This window comes from Acinetobacter sp. UBA1297, assembly GCF_002307755.1.
GTDB classification, from domain to species: domain Bacteria; phylum Pseudomonadota; class Gammaproteobacteria; order Pseudomonadales; family Moraxellaceae; genus Acinetobacter; species Acinetobacter radioresistens.
Genome location: NZ_DBUF01000005.1, coordinates 286 through 20,985, shown reverse-complemented (window position 1 = coordinate 20,985; position 20,700 = coordinate 286). Strand labels below are relative to the sequence as shown.

18 protein-coding genes, 1 other RNA gene and 2 pseudogenes (1 of these 21 only partly in view) are annotated in these 20,700 nt (G+C 42.3%); 12 read left to right on the top strand and 9 right to left on the bottom strand.

All coding sequences use genetic code 11. The annotated features are described in order from the left end of the window. Positions 1-662 (bottom strand): annotated as a pseudogene (locus B3R63_RS01450) (exonuclease SbcCD subunit D C-terminal domain-containing protein) (it extends 510 nt beyond the left edge of the window). 455 nt (positions 663-1,117) lie between these two features. Between B3R63_RS01450 and B3R63_RS01445 the strand changes: the two are divergent. Both B3R63_RS01445 and B3R63_RS01440 read left to right on the top strand, forming a co-directional pair. Then, positions 1,118-1,573, top strand: coding sequence for an ABZJ_00895 family protein (locus tag B3R63_RS01445; protein WP_286728104.1), 456 nt, complete (start codon positions 1,118-1,120; stop codon positions 1,571-1,573). An 18-nt stretch (positions 1,574-1,591) separates the two neighbouring features. Next, entirely contained in the window at positions 1,592-2,506 is a 915-nt protein-coding gene (locus tag B3R63_RS01440; protein ID WP_286728103.1) for a TIGR01777 family oxidoreductase, read from the top strand. A 10-nt stretch (positions 2,507-2,516) separates the two neighbouring features. Here B3R63_RS01440 and thiO read toward each other — a convergent pair whose 3' ends face one another. Both thiO and hemB read right to left on the bottom strand, forming a co-directional pair. After that, positions 2,517-3,650: a glycine oxidase ThiO gene (thiO, locus tag B3R63_RS01435; protein WP_286728101.1), complete on the bottom strand. Its 1,134-nt coding sequence runs from the start codon at positions 3,648-3,650 to the stop codon at positions 2,517-2,519. Between the two features lie 15 nt (positions 3,651-3,665). Further along, positions 3,666-4,679 (bottom strand): porphobilinogen synthase, encoded by a 1,014-nt coding sequence (hemB, locus tag B3R63_RS01430; RefSeq protein WP_286728100.1) that lies wholly within the window; start codon positions 4,677-4,679, stop codon positions 3,666-3,668. A gap of 105 nt (positions 4,680-4,784) precedes the next feature. Here hemB and B3R63_RS01425 point away from each other — a divergent pair, with 105 nt between their 5' ends. The 3 genes from B3R63_RS01425 to B3R63_RS01415 all read left to right on the top strand — a co-directional run bounded on the left by B3R63_RS01425 (position 4,785) and on the right by B3R63_RS01415 (position 8,267). Then, on the top strand, positions 4,785-5,285 hold the full coding sequence (locus B3R63_RS01425; protein ID WP_286728099.1) for a thioesterase family protein: 501 nt from the start codon (positions 4,785-4,787) through the stop codon (positions 5,283-5,285). Between the two features lie 297 nt (positions 5,286-5,582). Next, a complete protein-coding gene (locus tag B3R63_RS01420; protein ID WP_075040276.1) occupies positions 5,583-6,731 on the top strand; it encodes an EmrA/EmrK family multidrug efflux transporter periplasmic adaptor subunit in 1,149 nt (382 codons plus the stop codon). Positions 6,732-6,737: 6 nt separating this feature from the next. Then, the gene (locus B3R63_RS01415; RefSeq protein WP_286728098.1) at positions 6,738-8,267 is read left to right on the top strand and encodes a DHA2 family efflux MFS transporter permease subunit; all 1,530 of its coding nucleotides are present in this window, start codon (positions 6,738-6,740) and stop codon (positions 8,265-8,267) included. Positions 8,268-8,315: 48 nt separating this feature from the next. On the opposite strand, the gene glpK is transcribed toward B3R63_RS01415, so the two are convergent. Beyond that, positions 8,316-9,803 (bottom strand): glycerol kinase GlpK, encoded by a 1,488-nt coding sequence (gene glpK, locus B3R63_RS01410; RefSeq protein WP_286728096.1) that lies wholly within the window; start codon positions 9,801-9,803, stop codon positions 8,316-8,318. 129 nt (positions 9,804-9,932) lie between these two features. Between glpK and ssrA the strand changes: the two genes are divergently transcribed. From ssrA to B3R63_RS01390, 4 genes and pseudogenes are all read left to right on the top strand, one after another. Further along, positions 9,933-10,291, top strand: a transfer-messenger RNA (tmRNA) gene (ssrA, locus tag B3R63_RS01405). A 184-nt stretch (positions 10,292-10,475) separates the two neighbouring features. Beyond that, positions 10,476-10,934: pseudogene (locus B3R63_RS01400) on the top strand (tyrosine-type recombinase/integrase); the annotation flags it as partial. Next, positions 10,918-11,928: a DUF2515 family protein gene (locus tag B3R63_RS01395; RefSeq protein ID WP_005018956.1), complete on the top strand. Its 1,011-nt coding sequence runs from the start codon at positions 10,918-10,920 to the stop codon at positions 11,926-11,928. The pseudogene B3R63_RS01400 and the gene B3R63_RS01395, both read left to right, overlap by 17 nt. Continuing rightward, on the top strand, positions 11,915-12,817 hold the full coding sequence (locus tag B3R63_RS01390; RefSeq protein WP_286728125.1) for a hypothetical protein: 903 nt from the start codon (positions 11,915-11,917) through the stop codon (positions 12,815-12,817). The genes B3R63_RS01395 and B3R63_RS01390 overlap by 14 nt, the downstream gene beginning before the upstream one ends. A gap of 170 nt (positions 12,818-12,987) precedes the next feature. On the opposite strand, the gene B3R63_RS01385 is transcribed toward B3R63_RS01390, so the two are convergent. Continuing rightward, the gene (locus B3R63_RS01385) at positions 12,988-13,689 is read right to left on the bottom strand and encodes a VIT1/CCC1 transporter family protein (RefSeq protein WP_101161516.1); all 702 of its coding nucleotides are present in this window, start codon (positions 13,687-13,689) and stop codon (positions 12,988-12,990) included. Between the two features lie 356 nt (positions 13,690-14,045). On the opposite strand from B3R63_RS01385, the gene B3R63_RS01380 reads away from it, so the two are divergent. The 3 genes from B3R63_RS01380 to B3R63_RS01370 all read left to right on the top strand — a co-directional run bounded on the left by B3R63_RS01380 (position 14,046) and on the right by B3R63_RS01370 (position 16,051). Beyond that, positions 14,046-14,243 (top strand): YadA C-terminal domain-containing protein, encoded by a 198-nt coding sequence (locus B3R63_RS01380; RefSeq protein WP_248130296.1) that lies wholly within the window; start codon positions 14,046-14,048, stop codon positions 14,241-14,243. A gap of 368 nt (positions 14,244-14,611) precedes the next feature. Beyond that, the gene (locus tag B3R63_RS01375; RefSeq protein ID WP_005027386.1) at positions 14,612-15,499 is read left to right on the top strand and encodes an NAD(P)/FAD-dependent oxidoreductase; all 888 of its coding nucleotides are present in this window, start codon (positions 14,612-14,614) and stop codon (positions 15,497-15,499) included. 87 nt (positions 15,500-15,586) lie between these two features. After that, a complete protein-coding gene (locus B3R63_RS01370; protein WP_101161522.1) occupies positions 15,587-16,051 on the top strand; it encodes an AAA family ATPase in 465 nt (154 codons plus the stop codon). Between the two features lie 647 nt (positions 16,052-16,698). On the opposite strand, the gene B3R63_RS01365 is transcribed toward B3R63_RS01370, so the two are convergent. From B3R63_RS01365 to B3R63_RS01350, 4 genes are all read right to left on the bottom strand, one after another. Next, complete coding sequence (locus B3R63_RS01365; RefSeq protein WP_005018965.1) at positions 16,699-17,142, bottom strand: universal stress protein; 444 nt, start codon at positions 17,140-17,142, stop codon at positions 16,699-16,701. A 269-nt stretch (positions 17,143-17,411) separates the two neighbouring features. Beyond that, positions 17,412-17,795 (bottom strand): carboxymuconolactone decarboxylase family protein, encoded by a 384-nt coding sequence (locus B3R63_RS01360; RefSeq protein WP_005027381.1) that lies wholly within the window; start codon positions 17,793-17,795, stop codon positions 17,412-17,414. Between the two features lie 80 nt (positions 17,796-17,875). Beyond that, positions 17,876-19,054, bottom strand: a complete 1,179-nt coding sequence (locus tag B3R63_RS01355; RefSeq protein WP_286728086.1) for a thiolase family protein — start codon at positions 19,052-19,054, stop codon at positions 17,876-17,878. 91 nt (positions 19,055-19,145) lie between these two features. Continuing rightward, positions 19,146-20,555: a short-chain fatty acid transporter gene (locus tag B3R63_RS01350; protein WP_286728084.1), complete on the bottom strand. Its 1,410-nt coding sequence runs from the start codon at positions 20,553-20,555 to the stop codon at positions 19,146-19,148. Positions 20,556-20,700 lie beyond the last annotated feature (145 nt).

Below are 20,700 nucleotides of genomic sequence, written 5' to 3'. Positions count from 1 at the left end.
CTAAACAGTTCAGTCGAAAGTGCTTCATGGTTGCCAATAATGATGGGCCGTTCCGACTCTTTAGACTCATCAGCACCCTGCATATGTGCATGAGACATAAGAATTAATGCCTGATCTGCAGTTTTACGCTGCAAGGCCTCCTTAATAAGTGCCTGATGTATGTATTCGATTGCCTGCTGGCTGTCTTGGGTTGCTTCACCATGACCGGTAATTTCAGCCGGGCGTAAAAAGGGCAGTGCAATACACCAGGCAACTATTTCTTGATATTCATTATGAATAGGTAAAATCAGCCGGTCGAAATCAAGACGGTGCTCGGTATTCCAGCGCACGATACCGACTGTTTTTGCATTGTATTTCTCAAGTAAAGGTTCAACCTGTTCAAGACGATAACCAGAGTCATGGTTGCCGGCAATCATCAGGGTTTGCATATGGGGAGCAGCAGAGTGCGCATCGGCCAGAAATTGATAGAGCTGCTTTTGAGCACTAGATGCCGGATTAATCACATCAAAAACATCACCAGCAATTAGTAGCGCATGTGGCTGTTTGTCTTTAATCTGTTCTATAAGCCAGGTCAGAAACTGTTGATGTTCATACTGCCGCGAATGGTTATAGAAAAACTGCCCCAAGTGCCAATCTGAAGTATGAAAAAAACGTACCGCCATGCCTGCCCCAAAACTCAATGCTACCACTGCAAGGCTATACTATAAGCATTTCCGCCTGTACTTGGCTAGTTGCCAGCAGATAATCTATTGTATGTCAGCTTAAAACTTATAAGGATAAATAAATAGAAATAAAGGGTTTTAAAGTAGCAAGCTAAAATATACAGGCAAAATAAAAGCCGACGATTCGAGTGATGAGTAAATCGTCGGCCAAGGAAGGAAACTTCGATGAGTGATACCAGGATATACACTCGCCATGAAGTTCAAGTTATTGCTTTGATAAGTAAAGGCCACCGTAAACAGATGCGGATGCCATGCATCGTTTGCGGTTGCTGCTGGCCTTGTACCCTATATAACGTAATGTCCTCGGATTTGGTTGACAAAGAAATGCAAAAAAATTAAAAAAACTTTTTATCCGGCTTATACTGAAAAAAATCTGTTGTTTTAGGACTGGTCAAATGCCCTCGCTTACAAGATATTATTTGGAGTTTTTCCTTTGGTGTTTGGGACTTACCTTAGTGGTAGGCGTGGTCGCTGCATTATTACCGGCGGGTCTGGGCGGTATCTTGACTATTATTCCTTATATGGCCGCGATGATCATTACCCTATACAAGTTTTTAAATCAACAGGGCCGTGCGCCAAGCCAGCGGGAAAGAAAAAGGCTGACTTTGGGATTTACCCTGATATTTTGGGGTTATAACCTGAGTTTTCTGGTTCTAGGTTTAGTGTGGTTTTCAAGAAAAGATCCGGAAATATGGCAGAATTTTATGCTGTATCTTCAGCACCCGCAATTTTTGAGTCTGGTTGCAATTATGTGTCTGCTCATGGCCATTCCTTTATATTTACTGACATACTGGTTCTATGGACCACAAGCCCAGCGTATGGCTCAGCATAAATTTGGCTCATCTGACTAAAAAATATAAGAGGACTACATGATGCAGCAGAAACCACAGGTATTAATCACCGGTGTCAGCGGTTTTATTGGCCAACATCTTGCTGCTTACCTGATTCAGCAGGGTTATCAGGTGATTGGTCTGACACGTAATCCAAATAGAAGCTCTTCTCAGGCCGGTTTGCGATATATTCACCGTTTGGAACAGATCAGTCAGGAACCGATTGATTATGTAATTAATCTGGCAGGTGAGAATATTGGCCAGTCACGCTGGACAGAAAAGCGCAAACTTGAACTGATCAATAGCCGGATTGAGACAACACGTCAAGTATTTGAATGGCTACAACAGAACAGGATACAGCCACATCGCATCATTTCAGGTTCTGCGATAGGGTACTATGGTATTGATCCACAAGAACAGTGGAGCGGATACTGTAATGAAAGCTCACCGCCGCAGGATATCTTTATGTCCGAGCTATGTCAGCGGTGGGAACATCAGGCAAAAAACAATCCCGGACAACAGGTTAGTATTATCAGGCTTGGAGTAGTCTTTGCCAGAAACGGCGGGATATTGCCACAGATGCTTATGCCAATCCGTTTTAATCTGGTCGGCAAGATCGGTCATGGCCTTCAGCCGGTAACCTGGATTCATATTAATGATGTGGTGCGTGCCATTACATTTATTTTACAGCAGCGTGAGGCAAAGGCAGTCTATAACCTGGTAGCGCCAGAACAGGGCACTCAGAGAAAATTTGCTGAAATAGCTGCTGCTAAATTACATAAAAAACCATTGTTGAGTATGCCAGCCTGTGTATTGAAAACAATGCTGGGTGAACAGTCACAACTGGTATTAAATGGGCAGTTTGTAATGCCTCAAGCTTTATTGGAACAAGGCTTTGAGTTTCAATATCCAGATTTAAATAGTGCACTTACCGATCTTTTAGATGAGAAATGATCATCTGCTTTTAGCTGGCCGTTGAGTGAACCCTATCATAACTTTGAGGAATTAAGCGTTCAGGTGAATAAACTTGAGGCTCAATCAGGGGCGGCTGCTTAAGAATGAGCTGACGCAGCAGGCGGGCAGATGCAGGCCCCATGCAGAGACCATTACGGAAATGCCCGAAATTCGCCCATAAATTATTAATATCTGGTATTTTTCCGATGTAAGGGATACCTTCTGGAGAACCGGGACGCAGCCCAGCCCACTGTTTCATAATGGGAAATTGGGCCAGTTCAGGCACCATTTCCAGAGATGCAGTTAAAATACTTTCTGAAGTCTGAGAATTTATAGAAGTATTAAAACCCTGATGAGCCATGCTCGAACCACAAACAATATGGCCATCAGAACGTGGTATCAGATACATTACCCGGTTCATGCACATGGTCGGTAACCAGTTCTCCGGTGTCTTGAACAGAATCATCTGCCCATGTACCGGTTGTACCGGTAACTGGATATTTAACTGTCTAGACCACTGTTCAGACCAGGCGCCTGTAGTCAGTACAAACTGATCGGCCTGGAAGCTACGAAGATTCTGGTCTCGTACAGCCACAACCTGTCCATGTTGAATATCAAGCTGTTGAATTGCTGTATTTTCGAAAAACTGCACGTTAGGATGCGTTTTTAAATAATTCTGAATCGATTGTAATAACCGTGGATTACGAATATTGGCAAGCTGGGGGAAATAGAGGGCTTCTTTAAAACCAGATGCAATATGCGGGTTAATCTGACGAAGCTGCTCATGCTGTACAAGCTCGCAGATTTGCATTGGCTCCTGAAATTGCTGGCTATAACTCAGGCCCTGCCTAAAATCTTCCTGGTCAAAAATCAGCATACCGGTTTCATGAATCTGAAAATCTATTCCTGAAACCGGTTGCAACTTCTGGTTCCATTCCTGGTATAAAGCTTTGCCAAATTGAGCCAGCTGGTTTACGGCGGGTGCATAACGCCAGGGATACATTGGAGAGAGGATTCCACCGCCTGCCCAAGAGGCACTCCCGCTGTAGGGCTGATCAAAAATATCAACTGAACAGCCCTGTTCTATGAGCTCAAGTGCCGTAAGCAGTCCACTGATTCCGGCTCCAATAATGGCAATCTTCATTATCCTGTCCGAATTTTACTGCATGGCCTTAAGTTTAAGCGCTGCTTCTTCAGCAAAATAGGTCCAGATTCCATCCGCACCAGCCCGACGGCAGCAGAGTAATGATTCAAGGATGACACTGTCGGACAGCCAGCCATTCTGGATCGCGCCTGCCAGCATCGCATATTCGCCACTTACCTGATAAATAAAAGTAGGTACACCGAAAGTATCTTTCACCTCCCGCACAATGTCGAGATATGGCATACCTGGCTTGACAATCACCATGTCTGCACCTTCCTGCAGGTCTAGGGCAATTTCATGCAGGGCTTCGGCACGATTACCTACGTCCATCTGGTAATTATATTTATTGCCACCTTTCAGATTGCTGGCCGAGCCTACCGCATCACGAAAAGGGCCATAGAAACTAGAAGCATATTTTGCTGAATAGGCCATGATACTGGTATAAATATGTCCATTGGCTTCAAGCGCCTGACGGATTGCACCAATGCGTCCATCCATCATGTCACTCGGTGCAATTACATCTGCACCTGCTTCAGCATGGCTTAATGCCTGCTTGATCAGGCATTCTACAGTCTCATCATTAAGTACATAGCCACTAGCATCAATAATACCGTCCTGGCCATGAGTCGTATACGGGTCAAGTGCACCATCCGTGATAAGTACCATATCAGGTAACTCTTTTTTCAGCAGGCGAACAGTAGTTTGCACCAGACCATCTTCATGCCATGCAGCCTCAGCTGTCAGGCTTTTATCTTCTTGAGGCGTCACCGGGAATAATGCCAGCTTGGAAACTCCGAGTTCCAGAAGACGTTCCGCTTTTTTTAGTAATAGGTCTGCAGAGAGGCGCTGTACATTCGGCATGCTTGGAATATTCTGGCTCTGATTTTGTCCAGGTAACACAAATACGGGATAAATCAAATGATCAGCTGTTAGTTGCGTTTCCCTGACCATTGATCTCATTTTTTCATTTTTTCGAATACGACGCATGCGGGTGGCAGGAAATGCAGGACGATTGAACGTATAAGTCATAACAATCTCGATCATCAGTATTAAACTACCCGCTATTGTAGACCCATAATCTGGGTTTAGGGCGACGGTATTTATTTATTTATTCAATAAAGGTAATTCGGGCAAATGGTTAACGAGACAAATAAAAGCTGGACTGGCAATATTCATCTGGGCTCGAAAGTCGATATTGATGTGGTGCTCAGACAGTTATGCAAGGCATTTAACAGTTCCCCCTATTTTCAGCATAATGGTATGACTATGCGGGTCATTGAAGGGCAAATTGAGGGTTACATTGAAATGCAGCCTTATATGATCGGTAATGTGGCTTTCCAAATACTGCATGGCGGTGTGGCTGCAACTTTGCTGGACAGTATCGGTGGTATTGTTGCCATGGGCGAACTATATAAGCGCGCGCCTGCAGAGCAACTGGCAGATACCATTAAAAAAGTCTCCCGACTGGCGACTGTTGATATGCGGGTTGATTATCTGGCTCCGGGCCGTGGACAGCATTTTATTGCACGTGCTGAAACGCTCAGATTAGGACGTAAAGGCTGTACCATGCGTATGACTATGGTCAATGATGAAAACAAGGCGATTGCCACAGCAATTGCGTCTTATGCCTATTAGAAAAACAATTAAAGCAAGATAGCCTGATGTAGATGAGATAAAACCGGCTTTGGAGTTAAATGCTAAAACTTCTTTAAAATTGTAGTTTCTATTTGGAGAATCGGCAGAGCTTTCTCATATAAAGAGAACTCGCCAGTTACATTTTTTTTGCGACATTTATTTTAAAGCTGCATTAAAATCCATCTCCTTCTCCAAAGCCCTGCATGAAAAACAAGCCCCAAATAAAAATTGGATAGGCTCCAGACAAGGTCTTTTCACCCATACAGTGCTTTGGTCCATATTCAAAAGGAATAGCCTATGACTGATGCTCAAGCTCATGATCTCGACCCGGCGCAAGTCACTTCTTCTGGCGATCTCCCTCCTCCCAATAAAAGAAAAAAACTTCTTAAAATTGTAGCGATTCTTTTTATTGTCGCGGTGCTGATCTATGCATTGTGGATGTACTTTGCCAGCCGTTCGGTTTCTACAGATAATGCCTACGTAGGGGCCGATACTGCCCAGATTACCTCTATGGTGAGCGGACAGGTTACAGAAGTGCTGGTCAAGGATACCCAACAAGTCAAACAGGGAGATGTACTGGTACGTATTGATCCGCGTGATGCTAAAATTGCTCTGGCGCAGGCACAGGCAGAACTGGCCAAAGCCAAACGACAATATAACCAAACCTCGGCCAACAGCCAGTCACTAAATTCACAGGTGTCGGTACGCGCTGATGAGATTGCCAGTGCTCAGGCACAGGTTAAGAAGGCAGAGGCTGATCTTGCCAAGGCTCAGGCTGATTATGAACGCCGTCGCAAGCTCTCAGAAACAGGCGCAATTTCCAAAGAAGAAATGAGCAGTGCGCAAACCGTGTTAGATACCGCACGAGCTAGCTTGACCTTAGCACAAGCGGGTCTGTCTCAAGCTGAGGCTAACCGTAAAGCAGCACAAAGCACACTGGCCGCCAACGAAGCACTGATTCGTGGTGCCACTGAACGCTCTACCCCTGATGTGCTGATTGCCCAGGCACGGGTAGAGCAGGCGATGCTTGATCTGGAACGGACAGAAGTACGTGCGCCACTTGATGGTGTGGTCAGCCGCCGTAATGTGCAAGTCGGACAGCGTGTAGCGCCAGGAAACTCACTGATGGTGGTGGTTCCTGTGGCCCAGCTTTATGTCGATGCTAATTTTAAAGAAAGTCAGCTGGCAAAAGTCAGAACCGGTCAGGCTGTAGAGCTGATATCAGATTTCTATGGTGATGAGGTGGTTTATCATGGCAAGGTTTTAGGCTTCTCCGGGGGAACTGGAGCTGCTTTTGCTTTAATTCCAGCCCAGAATGCCACAGGAAACTGGATCAAGGTAGTTCAACGTCTACCAGTACGGATTGCACTTGACCCGAAAGAGCTGGCACAGCATCCGCTCAGGGTAGGGCTGTCCATGAACGCAACGGTTGACCTGACCAGGTAATTCAATATGAATAGCCAAAGCACACCTTTTGCCGACCTTAAAGGCGGACGGCTGCTGATTGCAGCGCTGGTGCTGGCACTGGCTAACTTTATGGTGGTCCTTGATACCACCATCGCCAATGTCTCATTACCACATATTACTGGAAGCCTTGCTGTTTCAAGTACACAAGGTACCTGGGTAATTACTTCCTATGCTGTTGCCGAAGCAATCTGCGTACCATTAACCGGCTGGCTGGCTGGCCGCTTTGGAGTGGTCCGTACCTTTGTTGCCTGCGTCATCGGGTTTACTGTCTTTTCAGTATTATGCGGCCTTTCAAACAGCCTGGCCTTGCTGGTCATTTGCCGTATCGGGCAGGGGCTTTTTGGCGGGCCGATCATGCCACTAAGCCAGACTCTGCTTATGCGGATTTTCCCACAGGAAAAACATGCACAGGCGATGGGTCTCTGGGCAATGACTACCGTTATTGGACCAATTCTTGGACCAATTCTTGGCGGTACAATCAGTGATAATATTTCCTGGCACTGGATTTTCTTTATTAATATTCCAGTCGGTATTATTTGCGCTTTAGGAGCCGTGAGCCTACTCAAAAGTGCTGAAACCCCATTAAATAAGCTCAAGATTGATCACATCGGACTTATCCTGCTGGTAATCTGGATTGGTGCCCTGCAATTGATGCTGGATCTGGGTCATGAACATGACTGGTTTCACAGCAATATTATCAACAGTCTGGCTGCAGTTGCGATTGCCGGATTTATCGTATTTTTAATCTGGGAAATTACCGACCATAATCCGATCGTAAATGTACGGGTCTTCAGGCATCGGGGATTCACGATTTCAGTACTGGCCTTATCGTTTGGTTTTGGTGCATTTTTTGGCAGTATTGTGCTGATTCCACAGTGGCTACAGATCAATATTGGCTATACTGCGACTTGGGCCGGATATGTGACAGCAACAATGGGCTTTGGCAGCCTGACCATGTCTCCTGTTGTTGCTAAGCTTTCTATCCGTTATGATCAGCGTGCATTGGCGTGTTTTGGTCTGTTAGTCTTGGGTGGAGTGACCTTTATGAGAGCACTCTGGACCTCGGAAGCAGACTTTATGGCATTGGCAATTCCACAGATTCTACAAGGTTTTGCAGTGCCATTTTTCTTCATTCCATTGTCGAATATTGCTCTGGCATCGGTATTGCCTCAGGAAATAGCCTCTGCTGCTGGTCTGATGAGTTTTATGCGAACGATGGCAGGTGCAATAGGTGCTTCTATGTCTGCCACGATGTGGGATGATCATGCCAAACTGGCACGCAGTGAAATTGTGTCGAGCTTGAACCCTGAACCGACACAACATGCATTAGTCCAAAGTGGTATGAGTCCGGAAGGTGCTTTAGCGATGATTTCCAATCTGGTAAACAAAGAGGCACTCACATTAGCGGCTGACCATGTGTTTTTGCTATTTTCACTGGTATTTGTTGTATCTGGCCTAATTATCTGGTTGTGTCCAAAACCAAAAACAGGCGCTGCAACGGGGCCAACACACTGATGAAAAAACCAGGCTTGGCCTGGTTTTTTATTATTTACTCTTGTTGAATTAGCTTAGGTCGGACCGTACCCGCTGTAGGGCATCTTTCCAGCGCGCTAAATGTTGCTGACGCTCATCTTCTGACATTTGCGGTATAAATTCTCGCTCCAGTTGCCAGGAAGCTGAAAGATCATCCAGACTATTAAATACTCCAGCTTTTAGCCCCGCCATGGCTGCGGCGCCCCATGCCGTCGATTCCTGTAGTTTAGGCCGTAACACTGGTACATTCAGTAAATCTGCCTGAAACTGCATCATCATATCATTGCAACTGGCTCCACCATCTACACGCAGTTCTTTTAAGGGCTGATCCAGATCAGCCTGCATTGCAGACAATACATCAGAAACTTGAAAGGCAATTGCTTCTAGCGAGGCACGTGCAATATGTGCTTTTGTAGTTCCGCGTGACATACCGCAAATCATGGCCCGTGCTTCACTATCCCAATGCGGTGCGCCTAATCCGGTAAAAGCAGGCACTAAAACTACACCCTCACTGGATTTAACCTGTGCTGCCAGTTTTTCAGTATCACTACTTTTTTGAATGATCCCTAAACCATCACGTAGCCACTGCATAATTGCACCCGCCATAAAGACACTCCCTTCGAGTGCATAGTGGGCTTGATTCTGGCATTGCCAAGCTAAGGTAGTCAGCAGCTTGTTCTGACTGAACTGGACGTCAGTGCCTGTATTAAATAACATGAAACAGCCTGTACCATACGTATTCTTGGCTGTACCTGCCTCAAAGCAGGATTGGCCAAATAGTGCAGCCTGTTGATCACCTAAAACTCCCATGATTGGAATGGTTGAGCCCAAAAGTCCACTGGCGGTATCTGCAACATAGCAGTCAGACGAGATAATTTTAGGTAATACGGAACATGGAATATTAAACAGCTCTAAAAGCTCTTCATCCCAACTTTGGGTTTGCAGATTCATGAGCATGGTTCGTGAAGCATTACTCGCTTCGATGACATGTTCAGCGCCTTGCGTCAGATTCCAGATTAACCAGCTGTCAATTGTTCCAAACGCTAAATGTCCCTGATCAGCCAGTGTATGCAGTCCCTCGACATGTTCGAGTAACCAGACCAATTTGCTTGCACTGAAATAAGGATCAATTCGCAGTCCGGTTTTTTCCTGGATTAACTGCATGTGGCCCTGTTCAATCATCTGATTACACCAGTCGGATGCACGACGGTCCTGCCATACAATGGCAGAAGTAAGTGCCTGACCAGTACGTTTATCCCACACGACCGTAGTTTCACGTTGGTTGGTTAAACCTAAGGCTTTAATATCCTTCGCCAGCAAATTTGCTGAGGCGAGTGCCTGCTGAACTACGGCAATTTGTGTAGTCCAGATTTCCTGTGCATCCTGTTCCACCCAACCGGAATGAGGAGTCTGTATATGAATTTCACGCTGTGCAGTGGCATGAATGCGGCCTGATTCATCAAAAACAATTGCCCGGCTGGAAGTTGTTCCCTGATCGAGTGCTAATAAATAACTCATGTTTTTATAAGAAGAACTTGAAAAATAAAATACTACCGCAATTATAGTATTAAACCTATCTCGCTCTTGATTTTAATGAATTACGGCATGGTAAATCAGTAAAAGTATGCTAAGATAGGAACGTAACTTGGGGGTGTCTCTGGCTTCGACGCTGGTGATGAAACTCATAGATGCATGCCGAGAGCGCATTTTCTCTCGTAAATCAAATTTGCATTTTTTAGTCGCAAACGACGAATCATACGCTCTAGCTGCCTAAGGGCAGCTTGTCCGCCTCTCTGAATACTTGTGGTTAGGGAGTCCGACTGAAGCGCACGCACACAAGTCCGTATAAAACCAAGCCTCGGGGTTTTGTACTAAATTAAGAGGATCGCGATTTGTACCCTGTTCGTCGGGTCACAAAGAGTTAAAAAAGTAGACGATATCTAAGCATGTAGTATTCTCGAGTGTAGTGCTGGCGGACGCGGGTTCGACTCCCGCCACCTCCACCAAAATTCTTTCCGAAGTAATCCATCGGGATCTAAAAAAGCCTTTAAACTTAATGTTTAGAGGCTTTTTTATTGGCTGTGTTGTCCGACCTTGTCCTAAGCTGTTTGACCCTATTTTTGCTTTTATGAGGGTCAAAATTGGGACAATTTGACCCACTAAATAAGTTTAATTATGTGGGACAAAGATATGTCGCTTACCGATGTGCTGTGTAAAAAAGCATTACCGCAGGAAAAACAGTACCGCCTTTCTGATATTAATGGTCTGTCTTTACGAGTCGATCCGAATGGCAAAAAATATTGGTCTATCAGATACACGGAAAATGGACAAAGGAAGTCTAAAGCATTAGGTATCTATCCTGAGCTAAGTTTAAAGCGTGCAAGGGAGATCGCGTTTGATCTGAGATATAAACTCAAAAATACAACTGAGGTTGAGCAGGAGCAGCCTTATTTTAAGGAAGTCGCAGAGGATTGGTTCAATAATCAAAAAGAAACTTGGTCATCCAAACACATTAGTAATGTACGAGCTTCATTGGATGAGCTTTATATTGCTCTTGCTAATAAGCGTATTAACCAGATTCAGGCTCCTGAGATTCTACAAATCATTAAGAAGATTGAGGCAAGAGGTTCGCTTGAAATTGCAAAACGTATCTAATTTAATGGATGTACGAAAAAATCTCTATAAACTCGAACCAGGATATGAAGCAAGAGCTAGAAGAATAGCATCGGTCTATGCCAAAATTTACCTTGAACAGGAAAATCATGGAGATAAACAACTTATAGGTCGTTATTATTGGATGGGTCTAGGCGCATTTGCCTCAAAAACAGTTGCAGCAGTGTTTAAACATGGACTCACCGCATGGGGATATAAGTGGATGCCACTCAGTGTGATTCGAGACCCTGTACATTCTTTTGCAAAAGGAAATTTATGGTTATTCATGGATATTGCTCCATGGCACTACGCTTGGAGTATGTCATCTGCATCTTTTAACCAGTGTAGAACTCAACGTGATGTCTCAAAATTCACCCATATAAAAGAAGAAGTAAGAAATATTCCTTGGTCAAGTTGCTTACCGATAATTAAGCACTTACAAAGTACCCCTGAAATTACACAGGCTTTTGAGTATCTTCCAAAAATTGAAAATGTATTTAAAAGAAAGAATGAATCAAGACAAGTTAGATTTAAGTTGTCTAGTAAAAATCTTTTAAAACATTTGATGGCGATTGCAGTACAAGAGCAAAGAAATATTTTACAGGAATTGGTATGGAAAGATTGGAAAGTACAAGCACAGGCAACGTTACAAAGCTATACCAAGCTCCCTGATAGTACCTTAGTCTTATCTAGTGATTATGGCGTTGATACGGTCAAACCTGATAAAAATGGAAACTATAAAGGTCGTCATGCAGGAGTTATTAATCAACTCCCTGAATCTGTCTATATTGAGCCTTTGCCACATACTAGAGTTCAAAACTATGATAGCCGTATGGAATGGATTCAAAAAGCAGCAGAAAAATATCATCTTTTAATGTTGAGTAACAAAGGACGTCCATTTTTAGAAAAGGAACTCGCAATTATTGCAGGATGGGGTAACAGTAAAGCTGATTTTAATGTTGGTAAGGACAGTAATGATGGAAAAATTTAAGATCTATTTTAACTTGATCTTTGTCTTTATATTCGGACTCTTCCTTTTAAGCTGTCAACCTCATCCAAAAAATACAGAGAACAATATAATGAATCAGCAACCTTATTCACTACATTTTGGTCCACAAGGTTTTAAAGATTTTGCTCACTACAATCAAGGGAAGGTAGATAATTACCCAGTAGCGAGTTTTCGAGAATTAGATTTTTCACTACCGAACTTAGGCCAAATTAAAATCGAGAATAGTACAAGTAGCTTGACCATTAATCATGTTTTTTCAGTACTTGGAGCATCTTTTCATGGGGAAGAAGGTATTGAGGTGATGACTATCAATGCAGGTTTAAACAAAGAAGAGTTTGTACGTCCTGAACAAGCCTATCAAGCTTATGTTGATTTAATGAAAAAAATTAATCAGGCCGAGTGGAAAAATTATTTCTATCGTTTTTCTGCACGAATAGCAAAAGAAGATAATATTCGATATCTAATGGAATCAGGTGATGTCATTGATCCGACTTATATCTTTAATTATGAAGAATGGAAAAAAATAATAAATACAGTTGGAGGAAACTCGATCGGCTACCGCTTATATGGCAATGGTATCCTTTTGGATCTGAGTATAAAACAAACTAAAAAAACTGAAGATGGTAAAGAACAATATATGGTTCATTATACTTTCAATACAATTCGCTATGATGAAAGAAATTCAATGGATGATTCAGAGAATAATATTGATACTTATAAAATGACATCAAAAGAGTTAGAACAAGCATTTACAAATGAGTTGAGAAGAAATAAAAAATCAAGGGAAATTGATGAAAAAGAAGTTATGGCACAGGGCTACCATATTGATGAAGATTATGTTGATCCTGTCGTTTGGCAGTATGTTAAATAGATCAGTTATGGTTATTTGATTTTAAGAAATTCTAAAATTAACATGATGGGTGTTATATGAATAAGCCCATAACCTGATCACATAAACATACTATCTGGATTATAGTTTTTCTTTCTTAAAATATAATTAAAAGAGTTATAAGGATACAATATGTTTATATGATTTATTACCTAAACAGCTGTGACATTAAATAATGAACCCACCCATGCGCTAAACAGCATCGCAATAATTCCCCATATCATAATACGTATGGCACCTTTCCAGATAGAATTGCCACCGGTATAGCTTGCCAGCGCACCCAGAACTCCCAGACTTAATATACCAATTATAATAATGCCTGATTGGAGTATAGATTCAGGAAGAAAAATAATTGCAGCAACAGGAAACAAAGACCCCACTGAAAAAGCCAGAGCTGATGCGACTGCTGCAAGAACAGGATTTGCTAAAGTCTGTTCTGAAATACCAATTTCATCTCTTGCATGGGCGTCCAGAGCATTATGTGCAGTCAGCTGTTGAGCAACCTGACGGGCAAGGTCAGAGTCTAAACCGCGACGTATATAGATATCTTGGAGCTCCTTTAATTCATGGGCCGGATGAAGATCTAATTCTCGTGCTTCCATATTCAAATCACTCTGCTCGATATCCTGCTGGGATTTAACTGATATATATTCGCCGGCTGCCATTGAGGCAGCGCCAGAGATCAGTCCGGCTATACAGGTAATTAACAGGGTATGAGTGGAGGCCCCACTTGCCGCTACGCCAATGACAAGGCTAGTAACAGAGATAATCCCGTCGTTTGCACCCAGTACAGCAGCACGTAACCATCCCGCACGCTCCATATAGTGCTGTTCAGCATGATAAGAATGACGCATAGAACACTCTTTTATTGTTAAGGTTGTTAAAATAGAGGGAATTTATTTTAGCTATATATTAGGGCTTATAACTTCTGACTTGAATATATTTTTAACTTATTGATTTTAATAAAAACTAAAATAACAAGACAATTTCTATTATAGTCAGCCTTAAAAATCTTATTTTATAGAAATATTTTTTAAATATGGAGAATTTTAACATCTAAATAATATGGTATCAGAGAAGATTAAATATTAAAAAATAGAAGATCGATACTTAAGATGCTATCTATTCTCATGATCAGGCTAGAGCAAGTTTTTTAGTGACCAGTTTAAGGGAGTTATCCCTGAAGAAGCGGCGCTAAATTATAAATCAAGTGATAAATGAAGTAATAAGCACAGCCGGTTTACAAGGAAAAAACCGTGTTGGAGTGGGTGCCGGCCTACAGGGGTCTGAACAAGCGGTTGCTGTAGGTTATCAGCGGATTGTTGATAACAATACTAGCCTGAGCATAAGTGGTGCATTTACTCGAAAAGAAAGTTCTGCTGGTGTAGGCGCAGATTTAAGCTGGTAAATATATATGAAATGAAATAAAAACAAGGGCTAAATAGCCCTTATTTTTATATAAAGTGTTTAGTTTTGATATATTGTTAATTGAATAAAATGATAAGTAAAAAAGTACCTATATAATAAATATAGTTATTAAAAATAATTAGTTAATTAAAATTAATTCTATGAGGTAGATGTGATGTGCTATAGATTTAAGGTTTCTTTTTTCAAAAAAAGCTGATTGTGATAGCCATATCACTTTAAGGTGATAAAGAAATTCAGTTAAGCAAACAAAATAATCATAAAGTTGCATTTCTCATAAAGGACATCAACATTGGTATAAGCTAGAAGTATTAAGCTAATTCCTGAAATGAGATTTTCGGAGTTATCAAAATGATTTATGACGTTGCAATTATTGGCGGAAGTTATGCCGGCTTATCTGCGGCAGTACCTTTGGCAAGGGCACGTCGAAATATTATAGTAATTGATGCAGGGCAGAGACGGAATCGATTCGCCGAAAATTCTCATGGTTTTCTTGCACAAGATGGAATTCAGGCGCTGGAAATTATAAAAAAGGCACGGGAACAATTACAGCGCTATAAGACAGTCAACTGGCAACAGGGCACGGTCCAGCGGGTAGAAAAAAATAATCAGGATTTTTATTTGTATTTGGATACTCAACAGCCAATTTATGCCAAAAAAATAATCATAGCCTCGGGGGTCACTGACCGCTTACCGGATATTTCAGGTCTAAACGAACGCTGGGGGAAATCTGTATTTCATTGCCCGTATTGCCATGGCTATGAACTCAATCAGGGAAATATTGCACTTTTAGCCAGTTCTGCCCATGTTACCCATCTGGCCATGATGCTTCCAGACTGGGGTAAGACTACACTCTTATTAAATGGTCAGCCAGACCTGTTGAATCTGAAAGCCAAACAGCAATTACAAGAAAGAGGCGTGACTATAGATGACCGTTCAATTAAGCAGATGGATTCTCATGCTGATGTGATATTTACAGATCAGAGCATCACACACTTTGATGGATTGTTTATACAAACTAAAACCTTTTTAGAGCAAGGTTGGATCAAGGATTTGGGTTGTAAAATTGAAGAAGATGAAACAGGGGAATTCATTTATACAAATGACCTGAAAGCAACTTCAGTTGATGGGGTATTTGCCTGTGGAGACGCAGCTCGGCCCGGCGGTTCAGTGTCTTTAGCCGTAGGTGATGGGGCGCTGGCAGGAGTAAGTGCACATAATGCTTTAATTTTTGATTAAATTAAAAATATAAAATAGAGGAATTTATCATTCAAAACCTAATCTGCTACGACTATAGTCAGAAATGAAAGAAAGGGAAAATAATAAATGCCTGAAAATACTATAATTCCAGTTCTTTATTTAATGTGTGGATTGCCAGGTTCAGGAAAGAGTACATTGGCTAGAATTCTAGAAAAAGAATATGGGGCTATTCGCTTTTCACCAGATGAGTGGTTGTATGATCTCGGTTTAAGTTTTTATGATGATCAGGCAAGGATTAAGGTAGAGCAGCTTCAGTGGCAGCTCGCCCTGCAGTTACTTAAACAGGGCCATAGTGTCATTCTTGAATATGGCTTCTGGTTAAGGACGGAGCGTGATCATTATCGCGCTGTAGCCAAGGAGCTCGGTGTTATAGCCAAAGTGTGCTATTTGAAGGCATCTATAGATGAGCTGAAGTCACGACTGAAAAAACGTAACCAACTGGGCATCGATAGTATACCTGTGGTTGACTTGGCAAACCTGGATCAATGGATAACTCGCTTTGAGGAGCCTGCTCAAGAAGAGCTGAATTGATTCTGGTTGGATTATTTATTTTTTGTAAGAATATAAAAAATGACTAGTGAGCAGTTCTCTTTATGCTTTAAAAAGATCTTAAATATTTAGACTGCTGAATATTATTGCTTGGGTATTGGGTCAGCAGTTTCTAGTTAAGTAAAAAATCAGCTTTACTCAGGATTTTTATCTCAGGCACTGTTTTTCTGACTATATAAATAGCCTCTAAAAATGAAATATAGAAAACTAAATGAATAATAATTATTTATATGTACAAGACCGTACTCATGCTATTTAAATCGCTCCTTATTCGTATAACCTGTTGAGTGATAATCCTGAATTATTTTAGATAAAATAACAGCAGAAGGTTTGATTTGAGCTACAGCTTTTTTTGAATCATGAAGAAGGTGAGCAAAGTCATATTGAACAATCAGTATACCGGGACTGGGCAGTTTTTACTTAAAGGAAAAGGAATGTTATCTAAGTGACCTACAGCAATAGTGGGAGTAGTGCAATCGATTGAAGATGGAATCGGGATCTAAGGTATTCATCAGAACCGATATCTTAGAAAATCATGTGAGGAAAATGAGCTGGATAGTCTTTAAAACTGTCTAGGCTGATTTTCCTCTCCTGACCTGAGATTTAAATGCAATTAACAGATCAAATAATTATTGTTTGATAATCATGACTGGTAAATGTGTTGCTGCCAATACACTCTGGGCTACACTTCCGAGAAAGATTTTCTTGATGCCTTTACGGCCATGTGAACCCATAATAATCAGGTCAGCATTTATCTCTTCTGCGGTATTGATAATTTCTTTATAAATTTCCTGTCCTTCAGTCAGACGGGTTTCTACTTCTACTCCTTCTGCGGCAAAAAGGGCTTTGGCCTGATCCAGAGTTTTCTGTATTTCCTGTTTAGCTTTGTTACGATAGTCTTCTACCAGCGTCTGGGTATCGACAAATTCAACAGCAATAAAAGGTTCAACTGAAAGTACACAAACTGCTGTAACCTTACTGCCAAAAGCCTTGGCAATATCAGCTGCCTGTTTGACTGCAGCGAGAGAAGTTGGTGAACCATCTACGGGAACTAAAATATGTTGATAAGTCATGGTGCTGACTCCTTGGGGAATAGTTCTTAAAAGGATACTTATTATTAGATGTCTTAATATTATACGCTGTCCAGCAGTTAAATATATGAGGAAAACTTAATTTATATAACTGATGTCCATTAATTTCAAAGCTAAGCCATCAACTTAAGGCTAACACACTTCCAGCAAACAAAATGCTTTTCTAGCACTAAAGTTTAAATAATAACCATAAAATATTTATATTAATAAAAATAAAAAATGCAGGTTAAAGGCCTGCACTTTATAAAATTTTACGAATTATGGTAGTCATTAATCACTTCAAGCGCAGCCCGGAAAGCTTCTTGGGCTGCTGGTGCTCCACAATAAGGTAGGCTGTGCAATAAAACTTCCTGAATCTCTTCAACTGTGGCACCGTTATTGAGTGCACCACGAACATGTCCCTTTAGTTCGGTAGGGCTCTTCTGGGCAACCAAAAATGCAAGCGTAATCAGAGAACGGTATTTGCGTGGCAGTATACCTTCACGTTGCCAGGTTGACCCCCATGCATGTTCATTAATCCAGTCTTGCAGCGGCTGGGTAAATGGAACGGTGTTGTTTTGGGCACGCTGTACAAATGCCTCACCCATAACTTCAGTGCGGACTTTCAGGCCATTTTCGTAATCTTGCTGAGACATGATTGTTTCCAGAGTCAGAATATGAAAAAGGATATACCACGCTCGATGGTATATCCTGCAGAAAATTGACAATACTCAGATCAGGCCATGATTTCAATCGCTATTGCAGTGGCTTCTCCACCACCGATACAAAGTGCTGCAATACCTTTACGCTTGCCAGTGCGTTTAAGTGCATAGATCAGTGACAAAATAATACGTGAACCTGATGAACCCAATGGATGACCTAGGGCGCAGGCACCTCCATGTAGATTAACTTTTTCAACATCCAGCTCAAAGGCATCAATCGCGGCCATCGTTACCATGGCAAAGGCTTCGTTAATTTCCCATAAATCAACTTCTGCTGCATTCCAGCCGGCTTTCTTCAGAACTTTTTCAATTGCACCCACTGGAGCAATTGTGAATTCAGAGGGATGTTGTGAATGTGAAGCATACGCTACAATTTTTGCTAGTGGTGTCAGACCACGCTGCTGTGCATTTTCTTCAGTCATGACCAGCATGGCTGAAGCGCCGTCACTAATTGAGCTAGCATTAGCTGCCGTAATTGTTCCATCCTTGGCAAAAGCCGGACGCAAGGTGGCGATCTTATCAATTTTGGCATTAAACGGATTCTCATCCTGAGCCACAATGACCTCACCTTTACGACTGCTGACAGTTACTGGCACAATTTCATCTTTTAAATAACCTTCGCTAATAGCCTTTTGCGCGCGGGTTAAAGAACGGATCGCAAACTCATCCATCTGTTCACGGGTATAACCTTTCTGGTTAGCCATATCCTGTGCCAGTGAACCCATCGAACGGCCGGTTTCTGCGTCTTCAAGACCTTCTAAAAACATGTGGTCCTTGACCTCACCATGACCCATGCGAAATCCTGCACGTGCTTTGGGCATCAGATATGGAGCATTACTCATTGATTCCATCCCACCTGCCACTACAATATCAGCACTACCTGCCTTAATTGCATCTGCTGCCTGCATGACAGCTTTCATGCCTGAACCACAGATTTTATTGATAGTGGTGGCGCCAACATGGTCAGGCAAGCCCGCCAAACGCATTGCCTGACGGGCCGGACCCTGTTTTAACCCGGCAGGGAGTACACAGCCCATAATCACTTCATCAACCTGATCGGCTTGAACACCAGCGCGTTGTAGAGATTCCCGGATGACGGCTGCTCCCAGCTCAGGTGCAGTTAAACTGGATAAACTACCCTGAAAACTTCCCATAGCAGTACGGCTACCAGAAACAATAACAATCGGTTGCATATTTGAATTCCTATTCAGACCATAACGAAAAAACGCAGTACAGTGTTGGTAAAAATGAAAGGCTCTTTTGTTCTTGAAAAAGCCAGTACTATTAAAATACAGGTGGGGTATAAGCCAGAGTACGTCCCAGTATCCACAATAAAAAAAGAACCAGCGGAAAATGCACGATCAGCTGGGTTACGGTAAAACCAATCACATCTTTAGGTTTAAGTTTCAAAATACCCAGCATCGGCAACATAAAAAATGGATTGATCAGGTTCGGTAAAGCCTCAGCAGCATTATAAATCTGCACTGACCAGCCCAAATGTACTTTCAGGTCATTGGCAGCTTGCATAACATATGGGGCCTCTATGATCCATTTTCCACCACCTGAGGGTACAAAAAAGCCAAGAATAGCTGAATAAATTCCCATCACTACAGCAAAACTTTCCTTGGAAGCAATAGAAACAAAAAACTCGGCAATATAGTGAGATAAAGAAAGATCATTGCTGTTCATGGCATGAGTCATGATAAAAGCAATACTGCCGTATAAAGGAAACTGGATTAATACGCCAGAGACCGCAGGTACTGCCTTGGACACGGCATTAAGAAAATTACGTGGTGTCCCATGCAGAGCCAGGCCCAGCATCAGAAAGACAAAGTTATAGGTATTTAAACTGGAAATAGCCAGAATTGGATTCTGCTGGGTAAATTCGAGAATCATCCAGCCTATACCAATCGCCACCACTAGTATGGTTAAGATTGGTGAATTTTCTAGCCAGTCTCCCGGGCGGCTAGACTTTGATTCCGGCTTTTTCTCAGTTTCAAAGTCCAGTTTAAAATCCTGCATGGTCTTGACGTTTTCACCTTTAGGGGCAGACCAGTAGGCAATTGCAATTGAGACAATGATCAGTACCAAAGTCATAACGATGGATTGCCACAGAAAAATTGTTTCAGTGAAGGGAATAACCCCAGTAAGCTGATAAATAGATTCAGGTAAACTGTCTTTATTGGCTTGTAGCTGGGCAGCAGATGAACTGATACCCAGTGCCCAAGTCGCACCCATACCAATAATAGCTGCAGCAGCCGCGGCCCGGTAGTCCATTCGCAGTTCAGTACGTTTTGCCAGTGCAATCACTAAAAGAGCCGTCAAAATAGTACTCACGGCCCAATTGACAAGGGAAATCAGCAGACTGACGGTAGCAACCAGTACAATTGCTTTACGACCGGAACTGGGTATAAGAGCCATTTTCTGAATAAGGAGTTCGACGGGTCTGGAAACCGAAACCACATAGCCGACAATAATCAGCATGGTCATTTGTAGGGTAAATGGAATGAGACTCCAGAATCCATCACCAAAAGCTTCAGCTACAGCTTGGGCCGGAGCACCGATCGTCATCGCGGCAATTGAAACAATGATGACTCCCAGTAAAGCGAAGATATAAGAGTCAGGAAACCATTTTTCTGACCAGTTACTGATACGAAGAGCGAACCGCTCAAGTAATCCTTGATGTTTATACATAGTTTTTGAAATCCATTTGTCTGTTTATTCTTGGATATGGTATCTAGCTGCCCATAGCCTGTTTTATTATTTACTTAGGACACACAAAGCAGCCGAAGCTGCTTTTTTATTCACATGATTTTTATAGTATTGGATCAGGCTGCAT

What these genes read in the sequence shown, in the direction of transcription:
- B3R63_RS01420 (WP_075040276.1), top strand. Translation starts at nt 5,583, where the DNA reads ATGACTGATGCTCAAGCTCATGATCTCGACCCGGCGCAAGTCACTTCT.
- thiO (WP_286728101.1), bottom strand. Translation starts at nt 3,650, where the DNA reads ATGAAGATTGCCATTATTGGAGCCGGAATCAGTGGACTGCTTACGGCA.
- B3R63_RS01360 (WP_005027381.1), bottom strand. Translation starts at nt 17,795, where the DNA reads ATGTCTCAGCAAGATTACGAAAATGGCCTGAAAGTCCGCACTGAAGTT.
- B3R63_RS01385 (WP_101161516.1), bottom strand. Translation starts at nt 13,689, where the DNA reads ATGCGTCATTCTTATCATGCTGAACAGCACTATATGGAGCGTGCGGGA.
- hemB (WP_286728100.1), bottom strand. Translation starts at nt 4,679, where the DNA reads ATGACTTATACGTTCAATCGTCCTGCATTTCCTGCCACCCGCATGCGT.
- B3R63_RS01425 (WP_286728099.1), top strand. Translation starts at nt 4,785, where the DNA reads ATGGTTAACGAGACAAATAAAAGCTGGACTGGCAATATTCATCTGGGC.
- B3R63_RS01370 (WP_101161522.1), top strand. Translation starts at nt 15,587, where the DNA reads ATGCCTGAAAATACTATAATTCCAGTTCTTTATTTAATGTGTGGATTG.
- B3R63_RS01375 (WP_005027386.1), top strand. Translation starts at nt 14,612, where the DNA reads ATGATTTATGACGTTGCAATTATTGGCGGAAGTTATGCCGGCTTATCT.
- B3R63_RS01415 (WP_286728098.1), top strand. Translation starts at nt 6,738, where the DNA reads ATGAATAGCCAAAGCACACCTTTTGCCGACCTTAAAGGCGGACGGCTG.
- B3R63_RS01350 (WP_286728084.1), bottom strand. Translation starts at nt 20,555, where the DNA reads ATGTATAAACATCAAGGATTACTTGAGCGGTTCGCTCTTCGTATCAGT.
- B3R63_RS01365 (WP_005018965.1), bottom strand. Translation starts at nt 17,142, where the DNA reads ATGACTTATCAACATATTTTAGTTCCCGTAGATGGTTCACCAACTTCT.
- B3R63_RS01390 (WP_286728125.1), top strand. Translation starts at nt 11,915, where the DNA reads ATGGAAAAATTTAAGATCTATTTTAACTTGATCTTTGTCTTTATATTC.
- B3R63_RS01440 (WP_286728103.1), top strand. Translation starts at nt 1,592, where the DNA reads ATGATGCAGCAGAAACCACAGGTATTAATCACCGGTGTCAGCGGTTTT.
- glpK (WP_286728096.1), bottom strand. Translation starts at nt 9,803, where the DNA reads ATGAGTTATTTATTAGCACTCGATCAGGGAACAACTTCCAGCCGGGCA.
- B3R63_RS01445 (WP_286728104.1), top strand. Translation starts at nt 1,118, where the DNA reads ATGCCCTCGCTTACAAGATATTATTTGGAGTTTTTCCTTTGGTGTTTG.
- B3R63_RS01355 (WP_286728086.1), bottom strand. Translation starts at nt 19,054, where the DNA reads ATGCAACCGATTGTTATTGTTTCTGGTAGCCGTACTGCTATGGGAAGT.